This is a genomic window from Spartinivicinus poritis, assembly GCF_028858535.1.
In the GTDB taxonomy this organism is placed as follows: domain Bacteria; phylum Pseudomonadota; class Gammaproteobacteria; order Pseudomonadales; family Zooshikellaceae; genus Spartinivicinus; species Spartinivicinus poritis.
Genome location: NZ_JAPMOU010000004.1, coordinates 74,316 through 95,991, shown reverse-complemented (window position 1 = coordinate 95,991; position 21,676 = coordinate 74,316). Strand labels below are relative to the sequence as shown.

Here is a 21,676-nt window from a genome sequence, read left to right as displayed (position 1 = left end):
CCCCGCTATCCTGACTATTAAATGCTGTATTTAGAAAATATTGTCATGATTATCAACTTGTCATCAGGTGGAGTTTGTTTAACCTTGGAGCTTAAGCGAAGATGTTTAAGATCATAGGTATTTTGACAGTTATTGGTAGCGTGCTAGGTGGCTATGTCCTGGCAAAAGGAGAGCTGTTAGCTATTTGGCAACCTCTTGAGCTATTAATTATTTGTGGGGCTGCGTTAGGCGCTTTTTTTATTGCTAATCCCCTTTCTACATTTGCTGATGTAGTGAAGCAAATTCCTACTGTTTTATTTGGTTCAAAATTTAATAATGCCTTTTTTATGGATTTATTGGGTTTATTATATGAACTTTTAAATAAAAGTCGTCGTGATGGCATGATGGCAATTGAAGCTGATTTGGAAGACCCTGCTGGCAGTGCCATCTTTTCCCGCTATCCCGTTATTTTACGTGATCATCACTTGACCGAGTTTATTGCTGACTACTTACGGTTGATGTCGTCTGGCAATATGGCACCGCATGAGCTGGAAAGTCTGTTTGATATGGAAATAGAAACCCGAGCTGAAGAACTGGAGCACCCCTATCATGCAGTCACTAAAGTAGCTGACGGTTTACCAGGGTTTGGGATTGTGGCTGCAGTATTAGGCATTGTCATTACTATGAAAGATCTGGGTGGGCCTGCTGAAGAGCTGGGTGCTCATGTTGCCGCAGCACTGGTTGGGACTTTTTTAGGGATTTTATTTGCCTATGGTTTTGTAGGCCCTATGGCTCAGGCAATGGAACATAATGTACAGGAAGAACTCAATGCATATGAGTGTGTGAAAGCATGTTTGGTGGCATCTCTAGGAGGAATGCCGCCAGCATTATCAGTCGAATTTGGCCGTAAGGCACTCTATGCACACTCTCGCCCATCCTTCGTTGAATTGGAGCAGCATATTAGATCACGGTAGTTATGGAACGTGAAGAATCAATAGTCATCAAGCGGTATAAAAAAGGGGGGCATGGCCATCATGGAGGCTCATGGAAGATTGCATTTGCTGATTTCGCTACAGCAATGATGGCGTTTTTTCTGGTCCTCTGGTTGATATCCCAATCCACAGAAGAGCAAAAAGTTATAATTGCGGGCTACTTTCAAGACCCTTCAGGCCAAAGCGACAAAGCCAGCCCCTATGCAATTGATTTAGGTGGTAGTCCAATGGTTGCCAATCAAGCTGGTATTGGCTCACCAAAAGAATACAAAAAACAGCAAGATAAGATGGATGAGCTAACCGAGGTGGGTGCCAAGACCACTATGGCTGAACAAATGGAAAAGCAACGACTGGAGTCTTTGCTGACGGAGCTAAAGAAAAAAGTAAAAGAAAATCCCGTATTAAGGAAGTTTAAAGATCAATTGATTATGGATGTTACACCAAATGGCTTGCGCATTCAGATTGTTGATGCAGATAAAAAGCCTATGTTTGCTAGTGGTAGTGCTGAGTTAAAATTTTACTTTGAAGATATTTTATTAGAGCTGGCCCCCATGGTGGCTTCAGTGCCCAATAAAATAAGCATCAGTGGCCATACAGATGCTACTCCATTTGGCACCCGGGATGATTATGGCAACTGGGAGCTCTCTGCTGACAGGGCTAATACTGCACGGAGAACCTTGTTATTTGGAGGTGTAAAAAAACAGCAAATAGCACAAGTGGTAGGGCTGGGAGACTCCGTATTATTTGATGTTAAAAAACCGAAGAGTCCGGTTAACCGCCGAATTGATATTTTAATTTTAAGCAAGCAAGCCGAATTGAATTTATCGGGAGTATCGGGCAAATCCAAAGCTGTGGAGAAAGAGTCTGCTAACCCGCAACAACCATTACTAGAACGTAAACAGCTAAATATCTTTGATGCTCAAGATAAAGCTAAGTTAAATCAGCCATAAGTTCTAGCAAGCGGGTGTGCTGAAGGGAGATGTTAGTAGCTATTGTTATCCTCTAAAGACTGGGCGATGTGCTTGAAGCTGGCCACTCGGTCTGGATGAATTTTTCCATCTTTTACCGCTTGGCGTAAAGCGCAGCCAGGTTCTTGTTCATGTTGGCAGTTGCGAAATTTGCACAGACCGAGCACTTCCCTAAACTCTTTAAAACCCTGCGCTAAAGTAAAACGGTCCATTGACCAAAGGGCGAACTCACGAATGCCTGGTGAGTCAATCAGCTTACCGCCAGTAGGGAAGTGAAATAGGGTTGCGGCTGTTGTGGTATGGGTGCCTTTTCCAGAGACCGCTGATAAGTCACCTACTTTGGCTTCGACATCAGGTAGCAGCATGTTAACTAAAGATGACTTGCCAACCCCAGACTGGCCAACAAATACACTAGTGTGGGCATCAAGTAGAGTAGTGAGCTGATCCAGGCCGTGCTCAAGGGTAGTAGAAGCTTGCAATACCTGGTAGCCAATATCGCTGTAAATCTTTAGCATTTCTGCCAGTGGTGCTTCAAGCTCAGGTTCAGTAGTTAGTAAGTCAGTTTTGTTGAGCAGGATAACAGGCTCTATATCAGTCAGCTCAGCAGCAACCAAGTAGCGGTCAATTAAATTTGCATAAGGTGTGGGCCGCGGAGCCACTACAATCACGATATAATCTATATTGGCAGCTACGGGTTTTAATTGGCCTCGACTATCAGGACGAGACAGGAGAGACTTCCTTGGCAGGCTGGCAACAACTACTCCAGTAAAGTCGGCACCAGCACGCCAAACAATCTGGTCACCAGTTACTAAGGCGGGTAGGTTGGCTCGAATATGACAGCGATAGCGAGCACCAGGCTGATTTAATGGCTCAACATCAATTTGAGTGCCATAGTGGGTAGTAATAAGCCCATGCTGTTCAGGGCCAAGTTTGCCTGAAGTCAGTTGCTGCTCAAACGAGTCGCCTTTTTTTTCGGCTCGCTTGGCTCGCTCTTGTTGGATTTTTTCAATTCGCCAAGCTTGGCGGCGGTTTAGGCGGCGTTTACTCATAAAAGTGGTATTTCATAATTCCAAACAGTTTGCTAGAAGCCATTAATCGGCATTATCATTGGGCGAAAATTGTGAATCAATACTATCACTATGTATTAAGGCGCGTTTAAATTAAATGTAAGCCGCTTTATCCGATTAAGGATGCGTTGATGTCGAAAGCTGAAAACCTGATCTGGATTGACCTTGAAATGACAGGGCTAGACCCTGAACAGCACCGGATTATAGAGATTGCTACTATCGTAACAGATCGGGATTTAGAAGTGATTGCTGAAGGCCCTGTATTTGCTGTTCATCAGCCAGAAGAGCATATGCTAGCTATGGATGAGTGGTGTACCACGACGCATGGGCAAACTGGGCTTACTGAACGAGTAAAAAATAGCAATATCGATGAAGCGCATGCAGAAAAGCTCACTATTGAGTTTTTACAGCAATATGTTGATGCTGGGGTATCACCGATGTGTGGTAATACTATTGGTCAGGATCGGCGCTTTTTGGTTAGGTACATGCCTAAGCTGGAAAAATTCTTTCATTATCGCAGTATTGATGTCAGCACTCTCAAAGAACTTGCTCAACGCTGGACCCCAGAAATTCTGAAGCACATCAATAAGAAGAACTCTCACCTAGCCTTAGAAGATATTCGCGAATCAATTGAAGAGCTTCGCTATTATCGAGAGCACTTTATTCGCTTAGATGCCAAGTCAAAAGAGCATAGCTAGTTTCCATTTTCTTGTGTCAGAGGGCTGGGTTTAACATGCTGTGCGAGAGCCCATTCTATGTGTTCTCTGACCAGCTCAGAAGCGTCTGCCAAGCGGCTTTTCAGAGCCTCTATCACGGCTGTTGAGGTAGGCGCATTGCCAAGGCCAACCGCTAAGTTTCGAAGCCAGCCTTGATACCCTGAACGACGGATAGGCGAACCTGCAGTACGACTTAGAAACTCTTCTTCAGTCCATAAAAACAGTTCTACTAAAGATGAGCTATCCAGTTTATGACGGGGCAAAAAATCTGTTTCCTGGGTGGGCTTGGCAAACCGATTCCATGGGCAAACCAGCTGACAGTCATCACAGCCAAACACTCTGTTACCCATTTTGCTTCTAAGCTCAACAGGAATCGAGCCCTTCAGTTCAATAGTCAGGTAAGAAATACAGCGCCTGGCGTCCAGCTGATAAGGGCCAACAAAAGCATTAGTTGGACAAATATCCAGGCAGGCTGTGCATCGACCGCAATGATCTTTGTTGGTGGGAGGATCAACAGGTAATGGTAAGTCAGTAAATAGCTCACCCAAGAAAAACCAGGAGCCTGCTTTCCGATTAAGTACTAGTGTATTTTTGCCAATCCAGCCTAAACCTGCTTGTTCGGCAATGGCTTTTTCTAAAACAGGGGCACTGTCGACAAAGGCTCGATAGCCGAACTCGCCAACAGCCTCGGTGATTCTGGTCGCCAGTTTGGCTAAGCGCTTGCGAATAACTTTATGGTAGTCACGCCCAAGCGCATAGCGAGAAATGTAAGCCTGGCTGGGGTCATCTAGCATTCGAACAGCTTCCGTATCACCAGGTAAGTAGTCCATTCTGGCGCTAATCACCGTTAATGTGCCAGGCACAAGCTCTGCAGGGCGACTGCGTTTAGTACCGTGAGCTGCCATATAGTCTAACTCACCATGATATCCAGCAGCCAGCCAATCGTTTAAGTACTGCTCGTGGGGGCCAAGATTAATGCTACTGATACCAATTGCTTGAAAGCCGAGCTCTCTTCCCCAGTGTTTTATATCGGTTACAAGTGAATTCAGCTTAGTTTCAGGTAACTGCTTCATGATAGGAGAGGGATCTGGCTACGACTATTGGGAACTTGAATAGTTGGCTATTGGTCGAACTAATATTTCTACATGCTGGTATTGGTATGCCAGCAGCAGACAGACTACGCAAAAACTAGCTTTCATTGGTGACAGAAGATAGCTGACGTATAATTGCTAAATACATTTAATTTCAACATTCATTTCAGTTTCAGAAAATGTAATTTCAAAGTGCATTTTCAAAGCTTATTGGAGGATCAACACCAACAACGCTTATGGCCAACAGTTTATCACATGCACTTTATACTGCCGAACAAGTTCGGCAGCTAGATCATAATGCGATTCAACACCAGGGTATACCTGGCTATGCCTTAATGGAACTTGCTGGTAAAGCTGCTTTTCAATTACTCCTGCGATGTTGTCAGCAATGGTTTGGTACAGATGCTTACCAACTACAGGTGTTGTGTGGTTCAGGTAATAATGCGGGTGATGGCTATATTGTTGCTGGTTTAGCAGGGCAAAAAGGTATTGACGTTAAAGTCGTGGCTGTAGGTGATCCTGATAAGCTCAAAGGGGATGCTCTGACTGCATACCAGTGGTGTCAGGAACAGTCGGTGCCAATAATCCCCTGGCAAACAGATCTACAGCTAACTGCTGATGTGTTTGTGGATGCATTACTGGGCACAGGATTAAAAGGCCCAGTTAGAGAAACCTATGCTCATGTTATTGAACAGCTTAATAATACCTACAAGCCAGTTATTGCGGTTGATATTCCCTCTGGCCTGTGTGCAGATACAGGTGCTGAATTAGGAGTAGCGGTTAAAGCAAGCCACACCATCACTTTTATTGGGCGTAAGCAGGGCCTCTATACCCATCAAGGACGGGAGCTGGCGGGCGACGTTCACTTTGCTGGTTTAGCTGTGCCTGAGATGGTCTATCATACGACGCCTTGTAGTAGCTACTTGCTTGACCCCAGCCACTTCGTGAGTGCTTTACCAAGGCGCCACAAAAACAGCCATAAAAAGGAGTTTGGCCACTTGGTGCTGATTGGTGGTGATCATGGTATGGGGGGGGCTATTACCATGGCAGCTGAAACAGCCTTGCATGCAGGTGTTGGGCTGGTTTCAGTAGTGACTCGCCCTGCTCATGTTGGTGGTTTACAGGCGCGCTGTCCAGAAATCATGACAGTCGGTTGTGACAATCCTGACCAAATCCCCCGATTACTGATTGAGAAAACAACGCTTGTTATTGGGCCTGGGCTAGGCCAGAGTCCCTGGTCACGGCAGTGCTTATTGGCAGCCATTAATTCAGGCTTACCCTTGGTAATCGATGCAGATGGGTTGAATTTACTTGCAATGGAGCCAACTTTGCTGGAGCACAAGCAAAGCGACTGGTTATTGACACCCCATCCGGGTGAGGCAGCGCGGATGCTAGGAGTATCTACCCAGCAGATACAAAAAAACCGCTTTGCCTCAGTGGAGCAGCTAGCCAACCAATACCAAAGTACGGTTGTACTGAAAGGTGCAGGCAGCTTGGTCTGCACCAAAGGGCTGATTCAGTTGGCTAATGTAGGTAACCCTGGGATGGCTGTAGGGGGAATGGGAGATGTGTTAAGTGGTTTACTTGGTGCGTTGTTAGCGCAAGGAATGACGACAGCTAAAGCTGCAGGGCTAGGTACTTGGTTGCATAGCCGTAGCGCTGACCAGCTGGCAGAGATAGTCGGTGGTCATTACGGGTTGAAGCCAACAGAGCTGATTCCCTTGATTAGAAAGCAGATAAACCAGATCGCAGTGAAGAGTAAGTATGGTTGAAGATATTACATTTTTGCTGGCAAATGAGGCTGCAACGGTTGATTTTGGTAAGCAGCTTGCATTAGCCGCAGGTGGTAAAGGAATTTTTTATTTAGAAGGTAATTTAGGGGCTGGAAAAACTACATTGTGTCGAGGTGTGCTGCAAGCACTAGGCCATCAAGGTTCAGTAAAAAGCCCTACCTATACCTTGGTTGAGCCTTATGAACTAGCCAGCTATAAGGTTTACCACTTTGACTTATATCGATTAGGAGAACCCGAAGAGCTGGAGTTCTTAGGGGTAAGAGATTATCTGCTGGATGATAACCTGTGCTTGATTGAGTGGCCAGAAAGAGGAGAAGGCTTTTTACCCGTAGCAGACCTTACGGTGACACTGAGTTATCAAGGTCAAGGGAGGACGGTTAAGCTTGTTGCTCATACAGAAAAGGGTCGGCAGGTTTGTCACAGAATAACGAATAAATGACGACAAGTGCCTTGCAAAACGCTATAGCACATGACATTTTGCACGGCCTCTAACAAATGATCATAAGGAGTCATCAGATAGATGAGACTCAGTTGTCTTTTTGTCTTAATCTGGCTTGGCTTGGGGGTGACAGGCAGCCAAGCCGCAATAGTAGAAGGGGTCCGGGTTTGGCCGGCTCCTGATAATACCCGGCTGGTATTTGACCTGTCAGGCCCTGTTGAGCATAAAGTATTTAAGCTGGATAACCCAGATCGGTTGGTGATTGATCTAGAGTCAGCCAGCCTGAAAACATCGCTTGATAAGTTGAATATAAGTAAAACACCTATTCAGAAAATCCGCTCGGGCCGCCGTAATACCGGAGGCCTTCGAGTGGTGTTGGACTTAAAGCAGCCACTTAAGCCAAAAAGCTTTGTGCTGAAGCCTAATAGTACCTATGGCAATCGCCTAGTTATTGATTTATATGATCAGGTTAAAACCCCTATCAAGTCAGTTGATCATGTAGCTAAAACTACGGCACCTATTGGTCAGCGAGATGTCATTATTGCAATTGATGCTGGTCATGGCGGTGAGGATCCAGGAGCCATTGGCTTTGGTCGGCTGAGAGAAAAAGACGTAGTACTATCGATTGCCAGAAAGTTGGCGTACTTGCTGGAGCAAGAGCCGGGCTTTAAACCGGTATTGCTGCGTAAAGGGGACTATTACATTGGACTAAGACGCAGAACCCAAATGGCTAGAGAAGCCAATGCAGATATGTTTATTTCAGTTCATGCTGATGCGTTTAAAAACCGGCGTGCCCGGGGAGCTTCTGTATTTGCATTATCGCAGAAGGGGGCAACCTCTGAAGCTGCTCGTTGGCTGGCAAGTCGTGAAAATAATGCAGACCTGATTGGTGGGGTCGGTAGTGTCAGCTTGGATGATAAAGATAAAGTCCTAGCGGGGGTGTTGCTGGATCTATCAATGACAGCTAGTTTAACCGCCAGCCTGGATGTAGGTAGCAAGGTGTTAAGGCGCTTGGGAGGCTTTAATCGACTGCATAAACGGCATGTGGAACAAGCCGCTTTTGTGGTGCTGAAGTCACCAGATATTCCTTCTATCTTGGTAGAAACTGGTTTTATTTCGAATCCAGCAGAGTCAAAGAAGCTTGCTAATAAATCGCACCAGCGGCAATTGGCTAGGGCTATTTTTTCAGGCATTAAAGAATATTTTGAAGATCGCCCGCCACCAGGTACACTACTGGCCGCTAGAGTAAGCCGTACGCTTACTCATTATGTCATTCGCAGAGGGGATACCCTTTCTACTATTGCTGCTCGTCACAAAGTGTCTGTTGCTAGTATCCGTCGAGCCAATAAATTGGCAGTCGATGTGATACGTGAAGGACAGGTCCTGCAAATTCCTAACTAACGGCTTGAAATAAAACTAGTCGACTGAACTGACGCTGTATGAAACGAATTCAATTATTAAGTACTCGATTAGCTAACCAGATTGCGGCTGGTGAGGTAGTAGAAAGGCCTGCATCGGTTGCCAAAGAGCTGCTGGAAAACGCCGTTGATGCTGGGGCAACTCGTATTGATATTGAGGTAGAGCAGGGTGGTATCAAACTGCTCAAAGTCCGAGATAATGGTTCAGGTATTGTCAAAGATGATTTGCCGTTGTCGTTAAGCCGTCATGCCACCAGTAAAATTACTGAGCTGGAAGACCTTGAAGCTGTTTCTAGTTTAGGCTTTAGAGGGGAAGCGCTGGCAAGTATCAGCTCGGTTTCTCGGTTGACACTTACCTCAGCAGTTAAAGGGCAATCCAGTGCCTGGCGCGTACAAACTGAAGGGCGTGATATGCAGCCAGTGGTGTCACCTTCTGCTCATCCGGTAGGTACTACGGTTGAAGTTAGGGATTTATTTTTTAATACGCCTGCCAGGCGTAAGTTTCTTAAAACAGAAAAAACTGAATTTGGCCACCTGGAAGAAGTAGTTAAACGACTGGCTTTAAGCCGCTTTGATGTTAATTTTAATTTGCGACATAACCAACGCACTATTCATCAGCTAAAAGCAGCTACTACTCAGCAGGAAAAAGATCGGCGAGTGGCTCAAGCCTGTGGTCCAGATTTTATTGAAAATGCGGTTTGCTTGGATGTTGAGTCGGCAGGTATGAGGCTATGGGGCTGGGTTGGGCTACCTACCTATTCGCGCAGTCAGGCAGATTTGCAGTATTTCTTTGTTAATGGCCGGGTGATTCGTGACAAACTAGTAAGCCATGCAGTGAGGCAGGCTTATCGGGATGTGCTCTATAATGGCCGACATCCAACCTTTGTATTGTACTTGAGCGTTGATCCTGCCACAGTGGATGTCAATGTTCATCCCACCAAGCATGAGGTGCGGTTTCGAGATAGTCGTACTGTTCATAACTTTTTATTCAGCACTTTGCATCATGCCTTAGCAGAGGTTCGTCCTGGTGATCAGCTGTCTTCTGCAACACCTGCTGCTGACAGCCGTTCAACTGTGGTTACAGGTACAGCTGCTACAGGTGCATCTGTAGGAGAGTTTAAAGAGCAAGAACAAATTCGCTTTAATCAACCTGCAGCTAGCCAATCTATTTTTGGTAGTCAGCCTAAGGTGCCAATTCAGCCACCAAACAAGCATCAGGTTGCTGAGCAACTGGCTGGCTATGGCAAGTTGGCAGAAGCAGCTGATGAAATTATTGCAGCCCAGTCTGATGTCGTTGCCTCCTCAGATGAATCCACTGATGAGCATAGTGAGCCAGAAGTGCCGCCACTGGGTTTTGCCTTAGCGCAGCTAAAAGGCATCTATATTTTGGCTGAGAACCAGCATGGCTTAGTGTTGGTAGATATGCATGCGGCTCATGAGCGAATTACCTATGAGCGGATGAAACAGTCATATCAAGCCGAAGGAATTAAGTGTCAACCGGTGCTGGTGCCGGAGTCTGTAGCAGTGAGCCAGCGAGAAGCAGACTGTGCTGAAGAATTTCAAACATTATTTACCAGTCTGGGCTTTGAACTATTAAGAATGGGGCCTGAAACTATAGTAGCTAAAGCGATTCCCACGCTGTTAAAGCAAGCCAATATCAGCCAATTGGTTCGTGATGTGCTGGCTGATTTAATGGAGCATGGTACCAGCGATCGTATACAGGCACATATCAATGAAATTTTGGCGACAATAGCCTGTCATGGTTCAGTGCGTGCTAACCGTAAACTCACTCACCCAGAGATGAATGCATTGCTTCGTGATATGGAGCGAACCGAGCGAAGTGGTCAATGTAATCACGGCCGACCCACCTGGACACAGCTCTCTCTTGCTGAGCTGGATAAACTATTTTTAAGGGGCCGATAACCCTTAAAAAATATTGTGATTAAAGCGTAGTAAGTAGTGAAAGATATTCAAAATAACTTGACCAGTCAGATTAAGCCTCCTGTTATTTTTTTAATGGGGCCGACAGCATCAGGAAAAACTGATTTAGCCATAGAAATTTATAAGCAATTACCCTGTGAGTTGATTAGTGTCGATTCGGCACTGGTATACAAAGGGATGGATATTGGTACGGCAAAGCCAGCACCTGAAATATTAGCTGAGTTCCCTCATCATTTAATTGATATAAAAGACCCTGCTGAGTCTTACTCTGCAGCTGATTTTTGTATTGATGCAATGCAATTAATAGCAGACATTATCGCCAGAAAAAAAACTCCCTTATTGGTAGGGGGTACCATGCTTTATTTTAAAGCCCTTAAAGATGGGCTTGCGGAAATGCCTGCGGCTGATGACGCAATTAGACAACAGATTTCTGTTGAAGCAAGCGAACATGGTTGGACCTATATCCATGCTCAATTAGCAGCTGTTGATCCAGAGTCTGCACAACGGATTCACCCAAATGACCCGCAACGGTTGCAACGGGCGCTGGAGGTGTATAGATGTTCTGGAAAAACCATGACTCAATTTCGACAGGAGCAGCAGCTTCAGCAGCAGTGTTTTCCTTATCGGATCGTTAGTTTGGCTGTTGCGCCTGAAGAGCGCAAAGTCTTGCATCAACGTATTGAAAAGCGTTTTTTACAAATGATTGATCAAGGTTTTTTGGCAGAAGTAAAAGCACTTAAGCAGCGCTCTGACCTCAATCGTAACCTGCCATCAATCCGCTCGGTGGGTTATCGCCAGGCTTGGGATTATCTGGCGGGGGAACTAAGCTATGAAGAGATGATCGAAAAAGGCATTGTTGCTACGCGTCAGCTGGCTAAGCGCCAGTTCACTTGGTTGCGCAGTTGGCCTGAGCTGCATTGGTTTGATAGCCTTGATCAGGATTTACCAGCTCAGGCCTTGAAATTTGTGGAGCAGGCACTTATATAGAGCTTAAGTTTTAATTTTAAGCTATCATATACAGCTAGCTCGGCTATTAACGTTTGCGCTTATCGCTGCTAACACTGGAAATGGTAACAGGTATAGAGGCTTTAACTAGAGCTATTGGCTTTGCTAAAGCAGTTGACCTATACCCGACATAAATGATTTTACACTACGTGTTGGGTATAACTTCTAGGTTTGAAGTTTTATAAGCGGATTATTTTATTTATTAGTAAGCATTTTTTAATTTTTTTTGATATTTAATTAAAGGAGTACAGCAATGTCAAAAGGGCATTCTCTACAAGACCCTTACTTGAACGTGTTGCGCAAAGACCGTATACCTGTTTCCATTTACCTGGTTAATGGTATTAAGCTGCAAGGACAAATTGAGTCTTTTGATCAGTTTGTTATTTTGCTGAAAAACACTGTCAGCCAGATGGTATATAAACATGCTATTTCTACAGTGGTTCCCACCCGTGCAGTCAGACTGCCAATGCAAGGGCAGGAGCAAAGTGGCGAGCCCGGTAATAATTAAGGAGTTTGTCGTTGTTTTTTGAACGCCATCAAGGTGGCGAACAAGCGGTATTGGTACATCCTGAGTTAATCAGTGACCAAGATAGGGAAGACCCCCGTGAGTTTAAAGAGCTGGTTAGCTCTGCGGGGGCGAACCCAGTAGCCTTTCTAACCATCTCCAAGCAACAACCCAACCCGAAATACCTGGTGGGTAGTGGTAAGCTCGAAGAAATTCGCCAGCAGGTTAAAGCCCATAAAGCAGAGCTGGTGATTTTTAATCACGCTTTAAGTCCTTCTCAAGAACGCAATCTGGAAAAAGAATTACAGTGTCGAGTGCTAGACCGTACTGGTCTGATTCTGGATATTTTTGCCCAGCGAGCGCGCACCCATGAAGGTAAATTGCAGGTCGAGCTGGCTCAGCTTCAACATATGAGTACACGCTTGGTAAGAGGTTGGACTCACTTAGAAAGACAAAAAGGTGGGATAGGCTTACGTGGACCTGGTGAAACTCAGTTAGAAACAGACCGGCGCTTGCTTCGTGCACGAATTAAGTCAATTACTAAACGTTTGGAAAAAGTGCGAAAACAGCGTGACCAAGGGCGTCGAGCTCGCAAACGGGCAGAAGTACCAAGTGTCTCCTTTGTAGGATATACCAACGCTGGTAAATCAACGTTATTTAATTATTTAACAGCAGCTGATGTCTATGCTGCTGACCAATTATTTGCGACACTGGACCCAACCCTAAGAAGAATAAAAGTACCAGATTTAGGCTCGGTTGTTTTAGCTGATACTGTGGGCTTTATTCGGCATTTGCCGCATAAGTTGGTAGAGGCTTTTAGGGCAACTCTTGAAGAAACCGTAATGGCTGATCTGTTGGTTCATGTAGTTGATGTTAGTGACCCAAATTATCAAGACAATATTGAGCAGGTGGAAGCTGTTCTAAAAGAAATTGGTGCAAATGAGTTGCCTAGTCTTCAGGTGTACAACAAGATAGACCAATTGTCTGATGTACAGCCACGAGTCGATTATAATGAACAGGGAGTGCCCACCCGGGTTTGGTTGTCTGCTCAACAAGGTAATGGTACTGAGTTATTAGCGAAAGCCATTGCTGAGCATATGGGGGATCAATTAATTCAGCAAACAATTACTTTAACCCCTCAGCAAAGCCGGTTAAGAGCGCAGTTTTATGAGTTGGGAGCAGTACAGTCTGAATCAATAGATGCAGCTGGTAATACACTAGTAAAAATCAGAATGCCAAAACAAGACTACGACAGATTGTTAGGTCGTTCTGGGGTAAAACCAGAAGCTTTATTGTCAGAAGCTCATTAACAAGAGTACAGGTTGAAGGTAGCAACTGTCGCTCTTACAATGCACAGTCGTAGATTTATCCGAATTAACAAGTATCATAGCCATAACAACAACTTTGTTCAGGAGCACCTTCTATATATAACGAGTGTGTTATTGGGAAGTGCGCCTATTAGCTTACTAATCCAACACTGGTGTAATGGAGAAGTTTATGGCCTGGAACGAACCGGGTGGTAACGGAAATGATAAAGATCCCTGGGGCAGCGGGGGGAATCGTGGCAATAACAACCAGGGGCCCCCTGATCTGGATGAAGCCTTCCGTAAATTAAATGAAAAAATTGGCAGTCTGTTTGGTGGTAAAGGCGGTGGTAAAGGAGGCAGATCATCTGGCTCTGCTGCGGGTGGTATTTTCCCTCTCGCTTTTGTTTTGCTTGCCATCTTATATATTTGGAATGCTGCATTTACTGTGGATGAAAAGGAGCAAGTGGTTATCTTGCGGTTTGGTGAATATAAAGAAACCGTGGGGCCTGGCTTGCACTTTTATTTTCCACCCATTGACTCTAAGTATCAGGAAAATGTAACTGAGCTGCGGACTTACAATGTAAGACAGAAGATGCTGACTGAAGACGAAAATATCGTCGAGGTTTCTTTGTCAGTTCAATACAACATTTCTAACCTGAAAAATTATGTGCTGAAAATTGCTGATCCAATCAGTACATTGGAGCAGGCGACTCAAAGTGCCTTGCGTCATGTAGTCGGTACTTCAAAAATGCACTCAGTATTAACAGAAGGCCGTAGCATTATTGCTGCTGATGTAGCAGAAAGACTGCAAGCTTACCTGAATGACTATAATTCTGGGCTTTACATTAGCAAAATCAACGTAGAAAGCACTCAGCCTCCAAGAGAAGTCCAAGCAGCTTTTGATGATGTGATTCGTGCGCGTGAAGACCGTGAGCGAGTACAAAATAAGGCCATCGCTTATCGCAATGCCATTATTCCTCAGGCAAAGGGTAAAAGTAAGCGGATAACAGAAGAGGCTCAAGCCTATAAAGCTGAAATAACGGCGAAGGCCAATGGTGAAACTGCTCGCTTTAAGCAAGTGTTAGTTGAGTATAAAAAAGCACCAGAAATTACCCGTAGTCGGATGTATATAGAAACGATTCAAGATGTACTAGGTGAAACCAATAAAGTGATTGTTGATGTGGAAGGTGGTAATAACCTGATGTATTTACCGCTGGACAAACTGATGGGAGCTAGCTCAAAGGCAACTACCACCCTAACGGGTCAGCCTGTTCTTACTCAGCAAGAGATGGATGCCATAGCTGATAAAGTAGCTGGACAATTACGTAAGCGTACTTCTTCAAATCGAACTGGTGGGAGGGTTGCAAGATGACAGGTAAAAGCTTAGCAACCATTATTATTGCCTTGGTCATTGTCATTATTGGCTGGGAGTCAGCTTACATTGTCAGCGAGCGTGAGCGGGCAGTGGTGTTACGGTTTGGTCAAGTTAAAAACCCAGATGTACCTGCCGGTCTCCATTTCAAAGTGCCCTTTATTGATAAGGTGAAAATCTTTGATGGCCGACTACTAACGTTAGATGCAGCTCAAGAGCGCTTTTTTACTCAGGAAAAAAAGGCGCTAGTAGTAGACTCTTTTGTTAAGTGGCGAATTGCTGATGTGCAACGCTTTTATACTGCAACATCAGGCAATATTGTCCAGGCTAACCGATTACTCTCGCAGCTGATTGAGTCAGGCTTGCGTAACTTAATTGCTCAGTGTGAGCTAAAAGAAGTTGTTTCAGGTAAGCCTAACATTAAGAAGCGTTCTCGCTTTAAATGTGCCAAGGAAACGCTAATACTGGATGACAGTGTAGTTCAGCTTGCTTCAGGCGTTGATGTAGCACAAGCTGCCGCACAAGCACAGCAAAAAGCAGCTAAATCCGTAAATGCTACAGAAGAAGAACCTGCAGACCTACGTGATAGGCTGATTTTCAGCATTAAAAAAAGCTTGAATGAGCAAGTGAAAATTAAAGAAAAATATGGCATTGAAATCGTAGATGTACGCTTTAAGCGCATTGATTTGCCAGAGCAGGTCAGTGATTCAGTATATGAAAGGATGATAACTGAACGGGAAAAAGAGGCTCAGGAAATTCGTTCATTTGGTAAGCAAAAAGCAGAAGAAATTCGTGCTGAAGCAGACCGTGAGCGTCGTGAGTTGTTGGCGCAAGCCTATCAGATTGCTGAGCAGTTACGAGGCGAAGGTGATCAGGAGGCAGCTGGTGTCTATGCAGAGGCTTATGGTAGTGACCAAGAGTTTTATAACTTTTACCGCAGCTTACAAGCGTATCGTCAGGCCTTTAACCAGCAAGGCGATATTATGGTATTAAAGCCTGAAAGTGATTTCTTTAAATATTTGAAAGCACCTCATGCAATAACAAATACTTCTAGTGCAGAAATTAATCAATAAACATGGTGGAAGTACTATTGGCAAAGTAGCTGGTTATTTGATCAGCTGCTTGTAATAAGCTGGTTGAAATCGCTTCAATTCTGCTAATAAATCATGTTAGTATCATCCAAACCGGGTTATCACCCGGTTTTTTTATTGCCTAAGGGAAAGCATGAATTTTTGGCACGAGTTATTAGTTGCATTTTGCCTGATGTTGGTTATTGAAGGGATTATTCCTTTCTTATACCCCAGCCGGTGGCGCGACTTAGTGGCAAAACTAGCGACCTTCGATGATCGTCAATTACGACTAGCTGGTTTGGTCAGTATGTTGGTAGGAACTGGCTTGTTATATTTAATTAACTCGTAGCTGGCGGGTAAAGCCCAAAAGATTCTTGTCAGTGTAGATTGTAAGTGTGCACTCCTTAAGCTAAATAGATTGAGAGCTTTTTTTAATTTAAAGAAGCTGAAGTTAAAAAAGCATATAGAGACACTGTCCATAAAAAGGCCGGATATAACATGACAATTGCAGATCGTTGGTTATTGCCGGACGGTATAGATGAAGTGCTACCGCCTGCAGCAATGAAAATTGAGCAGCTAAGGCGGCAGCTACTTGACCTTTATCATTGCTGGGGCTATGACCTGGTTATTCCTCCTCATCTTGAATATCTAGAATCCCTCCAAGCAGGAGCGGGCCATGATCTCGATTTACAAACCTTTAAAATAATCGATCAGCTAACTGGGCGATTATTAGGGCTGCGTGCTGATACTACGCCTTCTGTAGCAAGAATTGATGCCCATACATTAAAGCGTGAAGGCCCAGTCAGGCTCTGTTATGCAGGCAGTGTTTTTCATACTAAGCCTTGTTCATTGGTAGCATCTCGTAGCCCCATTCAAGTTGGTGCTGAGCTGTATGGTCATTCTGGTATAGCCAGTGATGTTGAAGTCATTAGCTTAATGTTGGAAACCCTGAGCAGCTTAAGTATTCAAAATGTTTATTTGGATATGGGGCATGTGGGTATATTTCGTGGCTTAGTGGCTCAGGCTCAACTATCAGAGGAATTGCAGCAGGAGTTGTTTGATATTTTACAGCGCAAAGATGCCACTGAACTGTCGAGTTTTGTTGCTAATAATATCGATGACGTTGATGTTGCCAACATGCTGTTGGCCTTACCTGAATTGGCGGGTGATTTTGATATTTTAAAAGAAGCCAGAGACGTTTTATCGAATGCTAATGAAAACGTTCATAATGCCATTCGCACTTTAGAGCAAGTAGGGTTAGCTATTCGCCAGTTTAGCCCATCGCTAACGATTTATTTCGATCTGTGTGAGTTAAGAGGTTATAACTACCATACAGGTATTTTATTTGCGGCCTATGTGCCTGGCCAGGGGCAGGCAGTAGCGCAAGGTGGCCGATATGATGGTATTGGTAAAGTATTTGGTCGTTCTCGCCCGGCAACAGGGTTTAGCTCTGATTTAAAAGTATTGCTTGATTTAATAGCACCTACTGAACCTGCTGATAATGCTGTTTGGGCACCTGTTGAAGTGCCGTTTGAAACTATCCAGGCTTTGCGAACTCAGGGAGAGAGGGTTATCAGAGAGTTGCCTGATCAAGAGCAACAGCCAAAAGAGTTAGGATGCAACCGAAAACTGCAATTTATAAATGAGAGCTGGCAAATCGCTCCATTTTGATTTGTTTTTGGTTAATAAGTGACTAAAGGTTATTTAAGTTAATTTAAATTTAGAGATGTGATCATGGGTAAAAATGTTGTTGTGCTTGGCACACAATGGGGTGATGAAGGCAAAGGGAAAATTGTTGATTTGCTTACAGAACGTGTAGCAGCTGTTGCACGCTTTCAGGGTGGCCATAATGCAGGTCATACCTTGGTAATTGATGGCAAAAAAACAGTATTGCATTTAATTCCTTCTGGCATTTTACGCGATAACGTCAAGTGTTATATCGGTAATGGAGTAGTGTTGGCACCTGATGCATTGCTAAAAGAAATGGCTGAGCTGGAAAAAAATGGTGTGCCTGTCAGAGAGCGGCTACGCCTTAGCCCTGCTTGTCCGTTAATTTTACCTTTCCATGTTGCTCTGGATTTAGCGCGCGAAAAATTCCGTGGTAAAGAAAAAATTGGTACCACTGGCCGTGGTATTGGTCCGGCTTATGAAGATAAAGTGGCTCGTCGTGGCTTACGGCTAGGTGACTTGCTGAATAAAGAGCGGTTTGCAACTAAGCTAAAAGAAGTAATGGACTATCACAATTTTGTCCTTACTCAATATTATCAAGAACAACCTTTAGATTATCAGCAGGTATTAGCTGATGCTTTGGCAATGGCAGAACAGCTTACGCCACTAATTAGTAATGTTGTAGAAGACTTACATAACTATCGTAAAGCGGGTGATGATATTTTATTTGAAGGTGCCCAGGGCTCACTGCTTGATATCGACCATGGCACTTACCCATTTGTAACTTCTTCCAATACAACCGCAGGCGGTACAGCCACTGGTAGTGGTTTTGGTCCGTTATATTTAGATTATGTGTTAGGGATTACCAAAGCCTACACAACACGTGTTGGAGCAGGCCCATTTCCAACAGAATTAGACTGTAGTGTTGGTAAACATCTGGCTGAAAAAGGCCATGAGTTTGGAGCGACTACTGGGCGTGCACGCCGGTGTGGCTGGTTTGATGCAGAGGCTTTACGTTACTCCGTACAAATTAACAGTATCTCTGGGTTGTGCTTAACCAAGCTGGATGTGTTGGATGGCCTGGAAACCATTAAAATTTGTAAAGGCTATCAAGCTAAGGGTGAAAATATTACCGGCTCACCATTTGATGCTGATAATTATCAAGATATGAAGCCAATTTACGAAGAAATGCCTGGTTGGCAGGAGTCTACCATCGGCTTACAGTCTTATGATCAGCTGCCTGAAAATGCTAAAGCTTATATTAGGCGAGTAGAAGAGCTGGTTGGTGCGCCTATTGATATTATTTCAACAGGGCCAGACAGAAAGGAAACAATTGTATTACGGCATCCTTTTAGTTAAACTTTGAGCAGTCTAAAAATCTACCTTACTTGTGTTCTGGGTGAGGTAGTATTTTTATAAGCAAGCTCATTAGTAAGCAGTGTGATTTATAATTAAAAATAAACAGCGAAGTAAAAATTGATATCACGTTAGAAAAAAAGTTGTAGCCTTCCAATAGATCCTCTCATTTTTGAATAGCCAGCACTAAAGGTATATTCTTTAGTTGACGATGAGCTAACAGTCCACTGACAACATCTTTTAATGATGTAAGATGAACGTTGTTGGTTTGAAGATTATCCATAGCCTTTGTTACGACAAGTCGTGTGTATATATACTGACCTTCAAAAAGGAGGTTTTATAATTAACAATTTAAGGGCATTTATATTTAGCCATTAAGGGCTAACAGCCCACAATATTTAGGAAAAAAAGTAACAATATGCCTGAATGGTGGAAAGAAAAAGACCCGCAAGCAGCGGAAGAAGCAGAAAAATACGCAAATCCTATTCCTAGCCGAGAGCTGATCATGGAGCTACTTGAGGAGCGTGGAGCACCGGCTAGTCATGCAGCAATTTGCAAAGCACTTGATTTAACTTCTGATGAACATAAAGAAGCCCTTCGCAGGCGGCTGCGAGCCATGCAAAGGGATGGACAGCTCCTGCAAACTCGTCGAGGCGCATTTGGTTTGGCGTCCAAAATGGACTTGGTCCAAGGTTTGGTAATGGGGCACCGAGATGGTTACGGTTTTTTAATCCCGCAAGATGGCAGTGATGATTTATTTTTATCTGCTAAACAAATGCGTCAGGTGTTGGATGGTGATCGGGTAATGGCCCGCGTGGCCTCGGTAGACCGAAAAGGGAAAAGAGAAGGTGTAATTGTTGAGGTGCTGGAACGTAATACCCAACAGTTAGTGGGGCGCTATTTTACTGAAAGTGGTGTTTCCTTTGTGGTGCCAGATAACAAACGAGTCAGTGTTGATATTCAAATTGAGCCTGGTCCTTTGCAGGCAGTACACGGCCAATATGTGATAGTTGAGCTGGTTGAACAGCCCTCTCTACACCGACAGCCTATTGGTATCGTTAAAGAAGTGTTAGGTGATCATATGGCGCCAGGGATGGAAATTGATGTGGCCATTCGTGCCCATAATATTCCCCATCAATGGCCAGAACCGGTGCTGACAGAAACTCAGCAGTTTACTGATCATGTTGATGAAGCAGATAAAAAAGCCCGTCATGACTTACGGCAGCTGCCTTTTGTTACCATTGATGGTGAGGATGCCAAAGACTTTGATGATGCAGTTTATTGTGAGGTCAAGCGCGGTGGAGGCTGGCGGCTATACGTTGCAATTGCAGATGTATCTCACTATGTAAAAGTAGATGGGGCGCTAGATAAAGAAGCATTTTTACGAGGCAACTCAGTTTATTTTCCAGAGCATGTAGTACCTATGTTGCCAGAGGTGTTGTCCAATGGCTTGTGCTCGTTAAACCCAAAAGTTGATCGGTTGGCAATGGTTTGTGAAATGACTGTAAGCGCCAAAGGTAAACTCAGTGGTTATTGTTTTTATGAGGCTGTGATTCACTCTCATGCCCGACTCACGTATAACCAGGTTAATAAAATGTTGACTCAGGCCCACAGCCAGGAAGGGAGGTCATTGGGTAAACAGTTTGCACCACTGTTGCCGCATTTGAATAATTTATTTGGCCTTTATCATGTGCTGCGTGAAACCCGAGAAAAACGGGGGGCGATTGATTTTGAAACGACAGAAACACAAATTGTTTTTGGTGAAAACCGTAAAATTGAGCGGATCATTCCAACAGAGCGCAATGAAGCTCATAAGCTAATTGAAGAGTGTATGCTGTGTGCTAATGTTGCCACTGCGCGGTTTTTGGAAAAACATCAGTTGCCAGCATTATATCGAGTACATGAAGGGCCAAAGTCAGAAAAGCTGCTTAATTTAAAGAGCTTTTTAGGCGAGTTGGGATTGACCCTAAAGTCGAATAAGCCAAAGCCTGCTGACTACCAGGATTTAATGGGGCAAATAGCTGATCGGCCAGATGCTCATATTATTCAAACCATGTTATTACGTTCATTAAGTCAGGCTGTTTATCAGCCAGAAAATAAAGGACATTTTGGTTTAGCTTATAAGGCCTATACCCATTTTACCTCACCTATTCGTCGTTACCCTGACTTGCTGGTTCACAGGGCCATTCGTCATGTTATTCGTAGCAATAAAGAATCGGTGAATGTGAAACGAGCAAAGGGTGCTCGGGTGATAGCCAAGAAAAATATTCTCCCATACCAGCCAGCGGATATGATGGCACTGGGTGAGCATTGCTCAATGACAGAAAGGCGTGCAGATGATGCAACTCGTGACGTTGTTGATTGGTTAAAATGTGAGTTTATTCAGGGTCATATTGGTGAAACCTACTCTGGAGTAATCTCAGCAGTAACTGGGTTTGGTATTTTTGTTGAGCTGACTGATTTTTATATTGAAGGGTTAGTGCATATTAGTAATCTGCCAGGAGATTATTATCATTTTGATCCTGCTCATCAACGTTTGCGGGGTGAGCGCACTGGCGTGACTTATCGTTTGGGAGATCCGATTACTGTTACTGTTGCTCGCGTTAATTTAGACGACAAGAAAATTGATTTTGAAGTGGCTGAGTTTACTCCTTCCAAACGCAAAGGAAAGCATAAAGGAAAAAGAAAAGAAGCTAAGTCAGCAGATAAATCGAGAAAAAAAACAACTAAAAGAAAATCTCTCTCTAGAGGCTCAGCAGAAAAGGCGCAGTCAGGTAAAAAAAAGCGAAAAGCTGTCAAAGCTGACTCAGAAAAAAATGTGAAAAGGAAAAATAAGCCTAAACATAAAAACAAGAAGTCTTCTAATCAAGAGACACTTGGTCAGGCAGTAACTCCTAACAGTGGAGCAAAAACACCAAGAAAGCGGCCAGCTAAACGAAAGTCTGTAAGTTGAAACTTGGGTTAAACAGCATAAATTGTTTTTTTAGTA

Annotated in this window: 18 protein-coding genes; 16 read left to right on the top strand and 2 right to left on the bottom strand. The window is 44.1% G+C overall.

Going from position 1 to position 21,676, the window contains the following annotated elements:
- The first annotated feature begins 101 nt into the window (after positions 1 to 101).
- Together motA and motB are read left to right on the top strand one after the other, a co-directional pair.
- The gene (gene motA, locus ORQ98_RS04805) at positions 102 to 953 is read left to right on the top strand and encodes a flagellar motor stator protein MotA (protein ID WP_274687645.1); all 852 of its coding nucleotides are present in this window, start codon (positions 102 to 104) and stop codon (positions 951 to 953) included.
- A 2-nt stretch (positions 954 to 955) separates the two neighbouring features.
- Positions 956 to 1,921 carry a flagellar motor protein MotB gene (gene motB, locus ORQ98_RS04800; RefSeq protein ID WP_274687644.1) on the top strand — a complete coding sequence of 322 codons (966 nt, stop codon included), beginning with the start codon at positions 956 to 958 and terminating at the stop codon, positions 1,919 to 1,921.
- Positions 1,922 to 1,953: 32 nt separating this feature from the next.
- Here the strand turns inward: motB and rsgA are convergent, their stop codons facing one another.
- Positions 1,954 to 2,988 (bottom strand): small ribosomal subunit biogenesis GTPase RsgA, encoded by a 1,035-nt coding sequence (gene rsgA / locus ORQ98_RS04795; RefSeq protein WP_274687643.1) that lies wholly within the window; start codon positions 2,986 to 2,988, stop codon positions 1,954 to 1,956.
- 149 nt (positions 2,989 to 3,137) lie between these two features.
- Between rsgA and orn the strand changes: the two genes are divergently transcribed.
- Positions 3,138 to 3,704: an oligoribonuclease gene (orn, locus tag ORQ98_RS04790; protein ID WP_274687642.1), complete on the top strand. Its 567-nt coding sequence runs from the start codon at positions 3,138 to 3,140 to the stop codon at positions 3,702 to 3,704.
- Here orn and queG read toward each other — a convergent pair.
- Positions 3,701 to 4,795, bottom strand: a complete 1,095-nt coding sequence (queG, locus tag ORQ98_RS04785) for a tRNA epoxyqueuosine(34) reductase QueG (protein WP_274687641.1) — start codon at positions 4,793 to 4,795, stop codon at positions 3,701 to 3,703. The two genes, orn and queG, sit on opposite strands and share 4 nt — an antisense overlap.
- 254 nt (positions 4,796 to 5,049) lie before the next feature.
- On the opposite strand from queG, the gene ORQ98_RS04780 reads away from it, so the two are divergent.
- From ORQ98_RS04780 to rnr, 13 genes are all read left to right on the top strand, one after another.
- Entirely contained in the window at positions 5,050 to 6,585 is a 1,536-nt protein-coding gene (locus ORQ98_RS04780) for an NAD(P)H-hydrate dehydratase (RefSeq protein WP_274687640.1), read from the top strand.
- Positions 6,578 to 7,045, top strand: a complete 468-nt coding sequence (tsaE, locus tag ORQ98_RS04775; RefSeq protein WP_274687639.1) for a tRNA (adenosine(37)-N6)-threonylcarbamoyltransferase complex ATPase subunit type 1 TsaE — start codon at positions 6,578 to 6,580, stop codon at positions 7,043 to 7,045. Before ORQ98_RS04780 ends, tsaE begins: the two co-directional genes overlap by 8 nt.
- An 81-nt stretch (positions 7,046 to 7,126) precedes the next feature.
- Complete coding sequence (locus ORQ98_RS04770) at positions 7,127 to 8,446, top strand: N-acetylmuramoyl-L-alanine amidase (protein ID WP_274687638.1); 1,320 nt, start codon at positions 7,127 to 7,129, stop codon at positions 8,444 to 8,446.
- Positions 8,447 to 8,484: 38 nt separating this feature from the next.
- Positions 8,485 to 10,386, top strand: coding sequence for a DNA mismatch repair endonuclease MutL (gene mutL / locus ORQ98_RS04765; RefSeq protein ID WP_274687637.1), 1,902 nt, complete (start codon positions 8,485 to 8,487; stop codon positions 10,384 to 10,386).
- A gap of 93 nt (positions 10,387 to 10,479) precedes the next feature.
- Complete coding sequence (miaA, locus tag ORQ98_RS04760; protein WP_274687799.1) at positions 10,480 to 11,391, top strand: tRNA (adenosine(37)-N6)-dimethylallyltransferase MiaA; 912 nt, start codon at positions 10,480 to 10,482, stop codon at positions 11,389 to 11,391.
- 271 nt (positions 11,392 to 11,662) lie between these two features.
- On the top strand, positions 11,663 to 11,917 hold the full coding sequence (gene hfq / locus ORQ98_RS04755) for an RNA chaperone Hfq (RefSeq protein ID WP_163831748.1): 255 nt from the start codon (positions 11,663 to 11,665) through the stop codon (positions 11,915 to 11,917).
- A gap of 11 nt (positions 11,918 to 11,928) precedes the next feature.
- Positions 11,929 to 13,224: a ribosome rescue GTPase HflX gene (gene hflX, locus ORQ98_RS04750; protein ID WP_274687636.1), complete on the top strand. Its 1,296-nt coding sequence runs from the start codon at positions 11,929 to 11,931 to the stop codon at positions 13,222 to 13,224.
- 187 nt (positions 13,225 to 13,411) lie between these two features.
- Positions 13,412 to 14,593, top strand: a complete 1,182-nt coding sequence (gene hflK / locus ORQ98_RS04745; protein WP_274687635.1) for an FtsH protease activity modulator HflK — start codon at positions 13,412 to 13,414, stop codon at positions 14,591 to 14,593.
- Complete coding sequence (gene hflC / locus ORQ98_RS04740) at positions 14,590 to 15,666, top strand: protease modulator HflC (protein ID WP_274687634.1); 1,077 nt, start codon at positions 14,590 to 14,592, stop codon at positions 15,664 to 15,666. Before hflK ends, hflC begins: the two co-directional genes overlap by 4 nt.
- 151 nt (positions 15,667 to 15,817) lie before the next feature.
- A complete protein-coding gene (locus tag ORQ98_RS04735; RefSeq protein WP_274687633.1) occupies positions 15,818 to 16,012 on the top strand; it encodes a DUF2065 domain-containing protein in 195 nt (64 codons plus the stop codon).
- Between the two features lie 149 nt (positions 16,013 to 16,161).
- Entirely contained in the window at positions 16,162 to 17,334 is a 1,173-nt protein-coding gene (locus ORQ98_RS04730) for an ATP phosphoribosyltransferase regulatory subunit (protein WP_274687632.1), read from the top strand.
- Positions 17,335 to 17,397: 63 nt separating this feature from the next.
- The gene (locus ORQ98_RS04725) at positions 17,398 to 18,690 is read left to right on the top strand and encodes an adenylosuccinate synthase (protein WP_274687631.1); all 1,293 of its coding nucleotides are present in this window, start codon (positions 17,398 to 17,400) and stop codon (positions 18,688 to 18,690) included.
- 415 nt (positions 18,691 to 19,105) lie between these two features.
- Positions 19,106 to 21,640 carry a ribonuclease R gene (gene rnr, locus ORQ98_RS04720; protein ID WP_274687630.1) on the top strand — a complete coding sequence of 845 codons (2,535 nt, stop codon included), beginning with the start codon at positions 19,106 to 19,108 and terminating at the stop codon, positions 21,638 to 21,640.
- Positions 21,641 to 21,676: the final 36 nt, after the last annotated feature.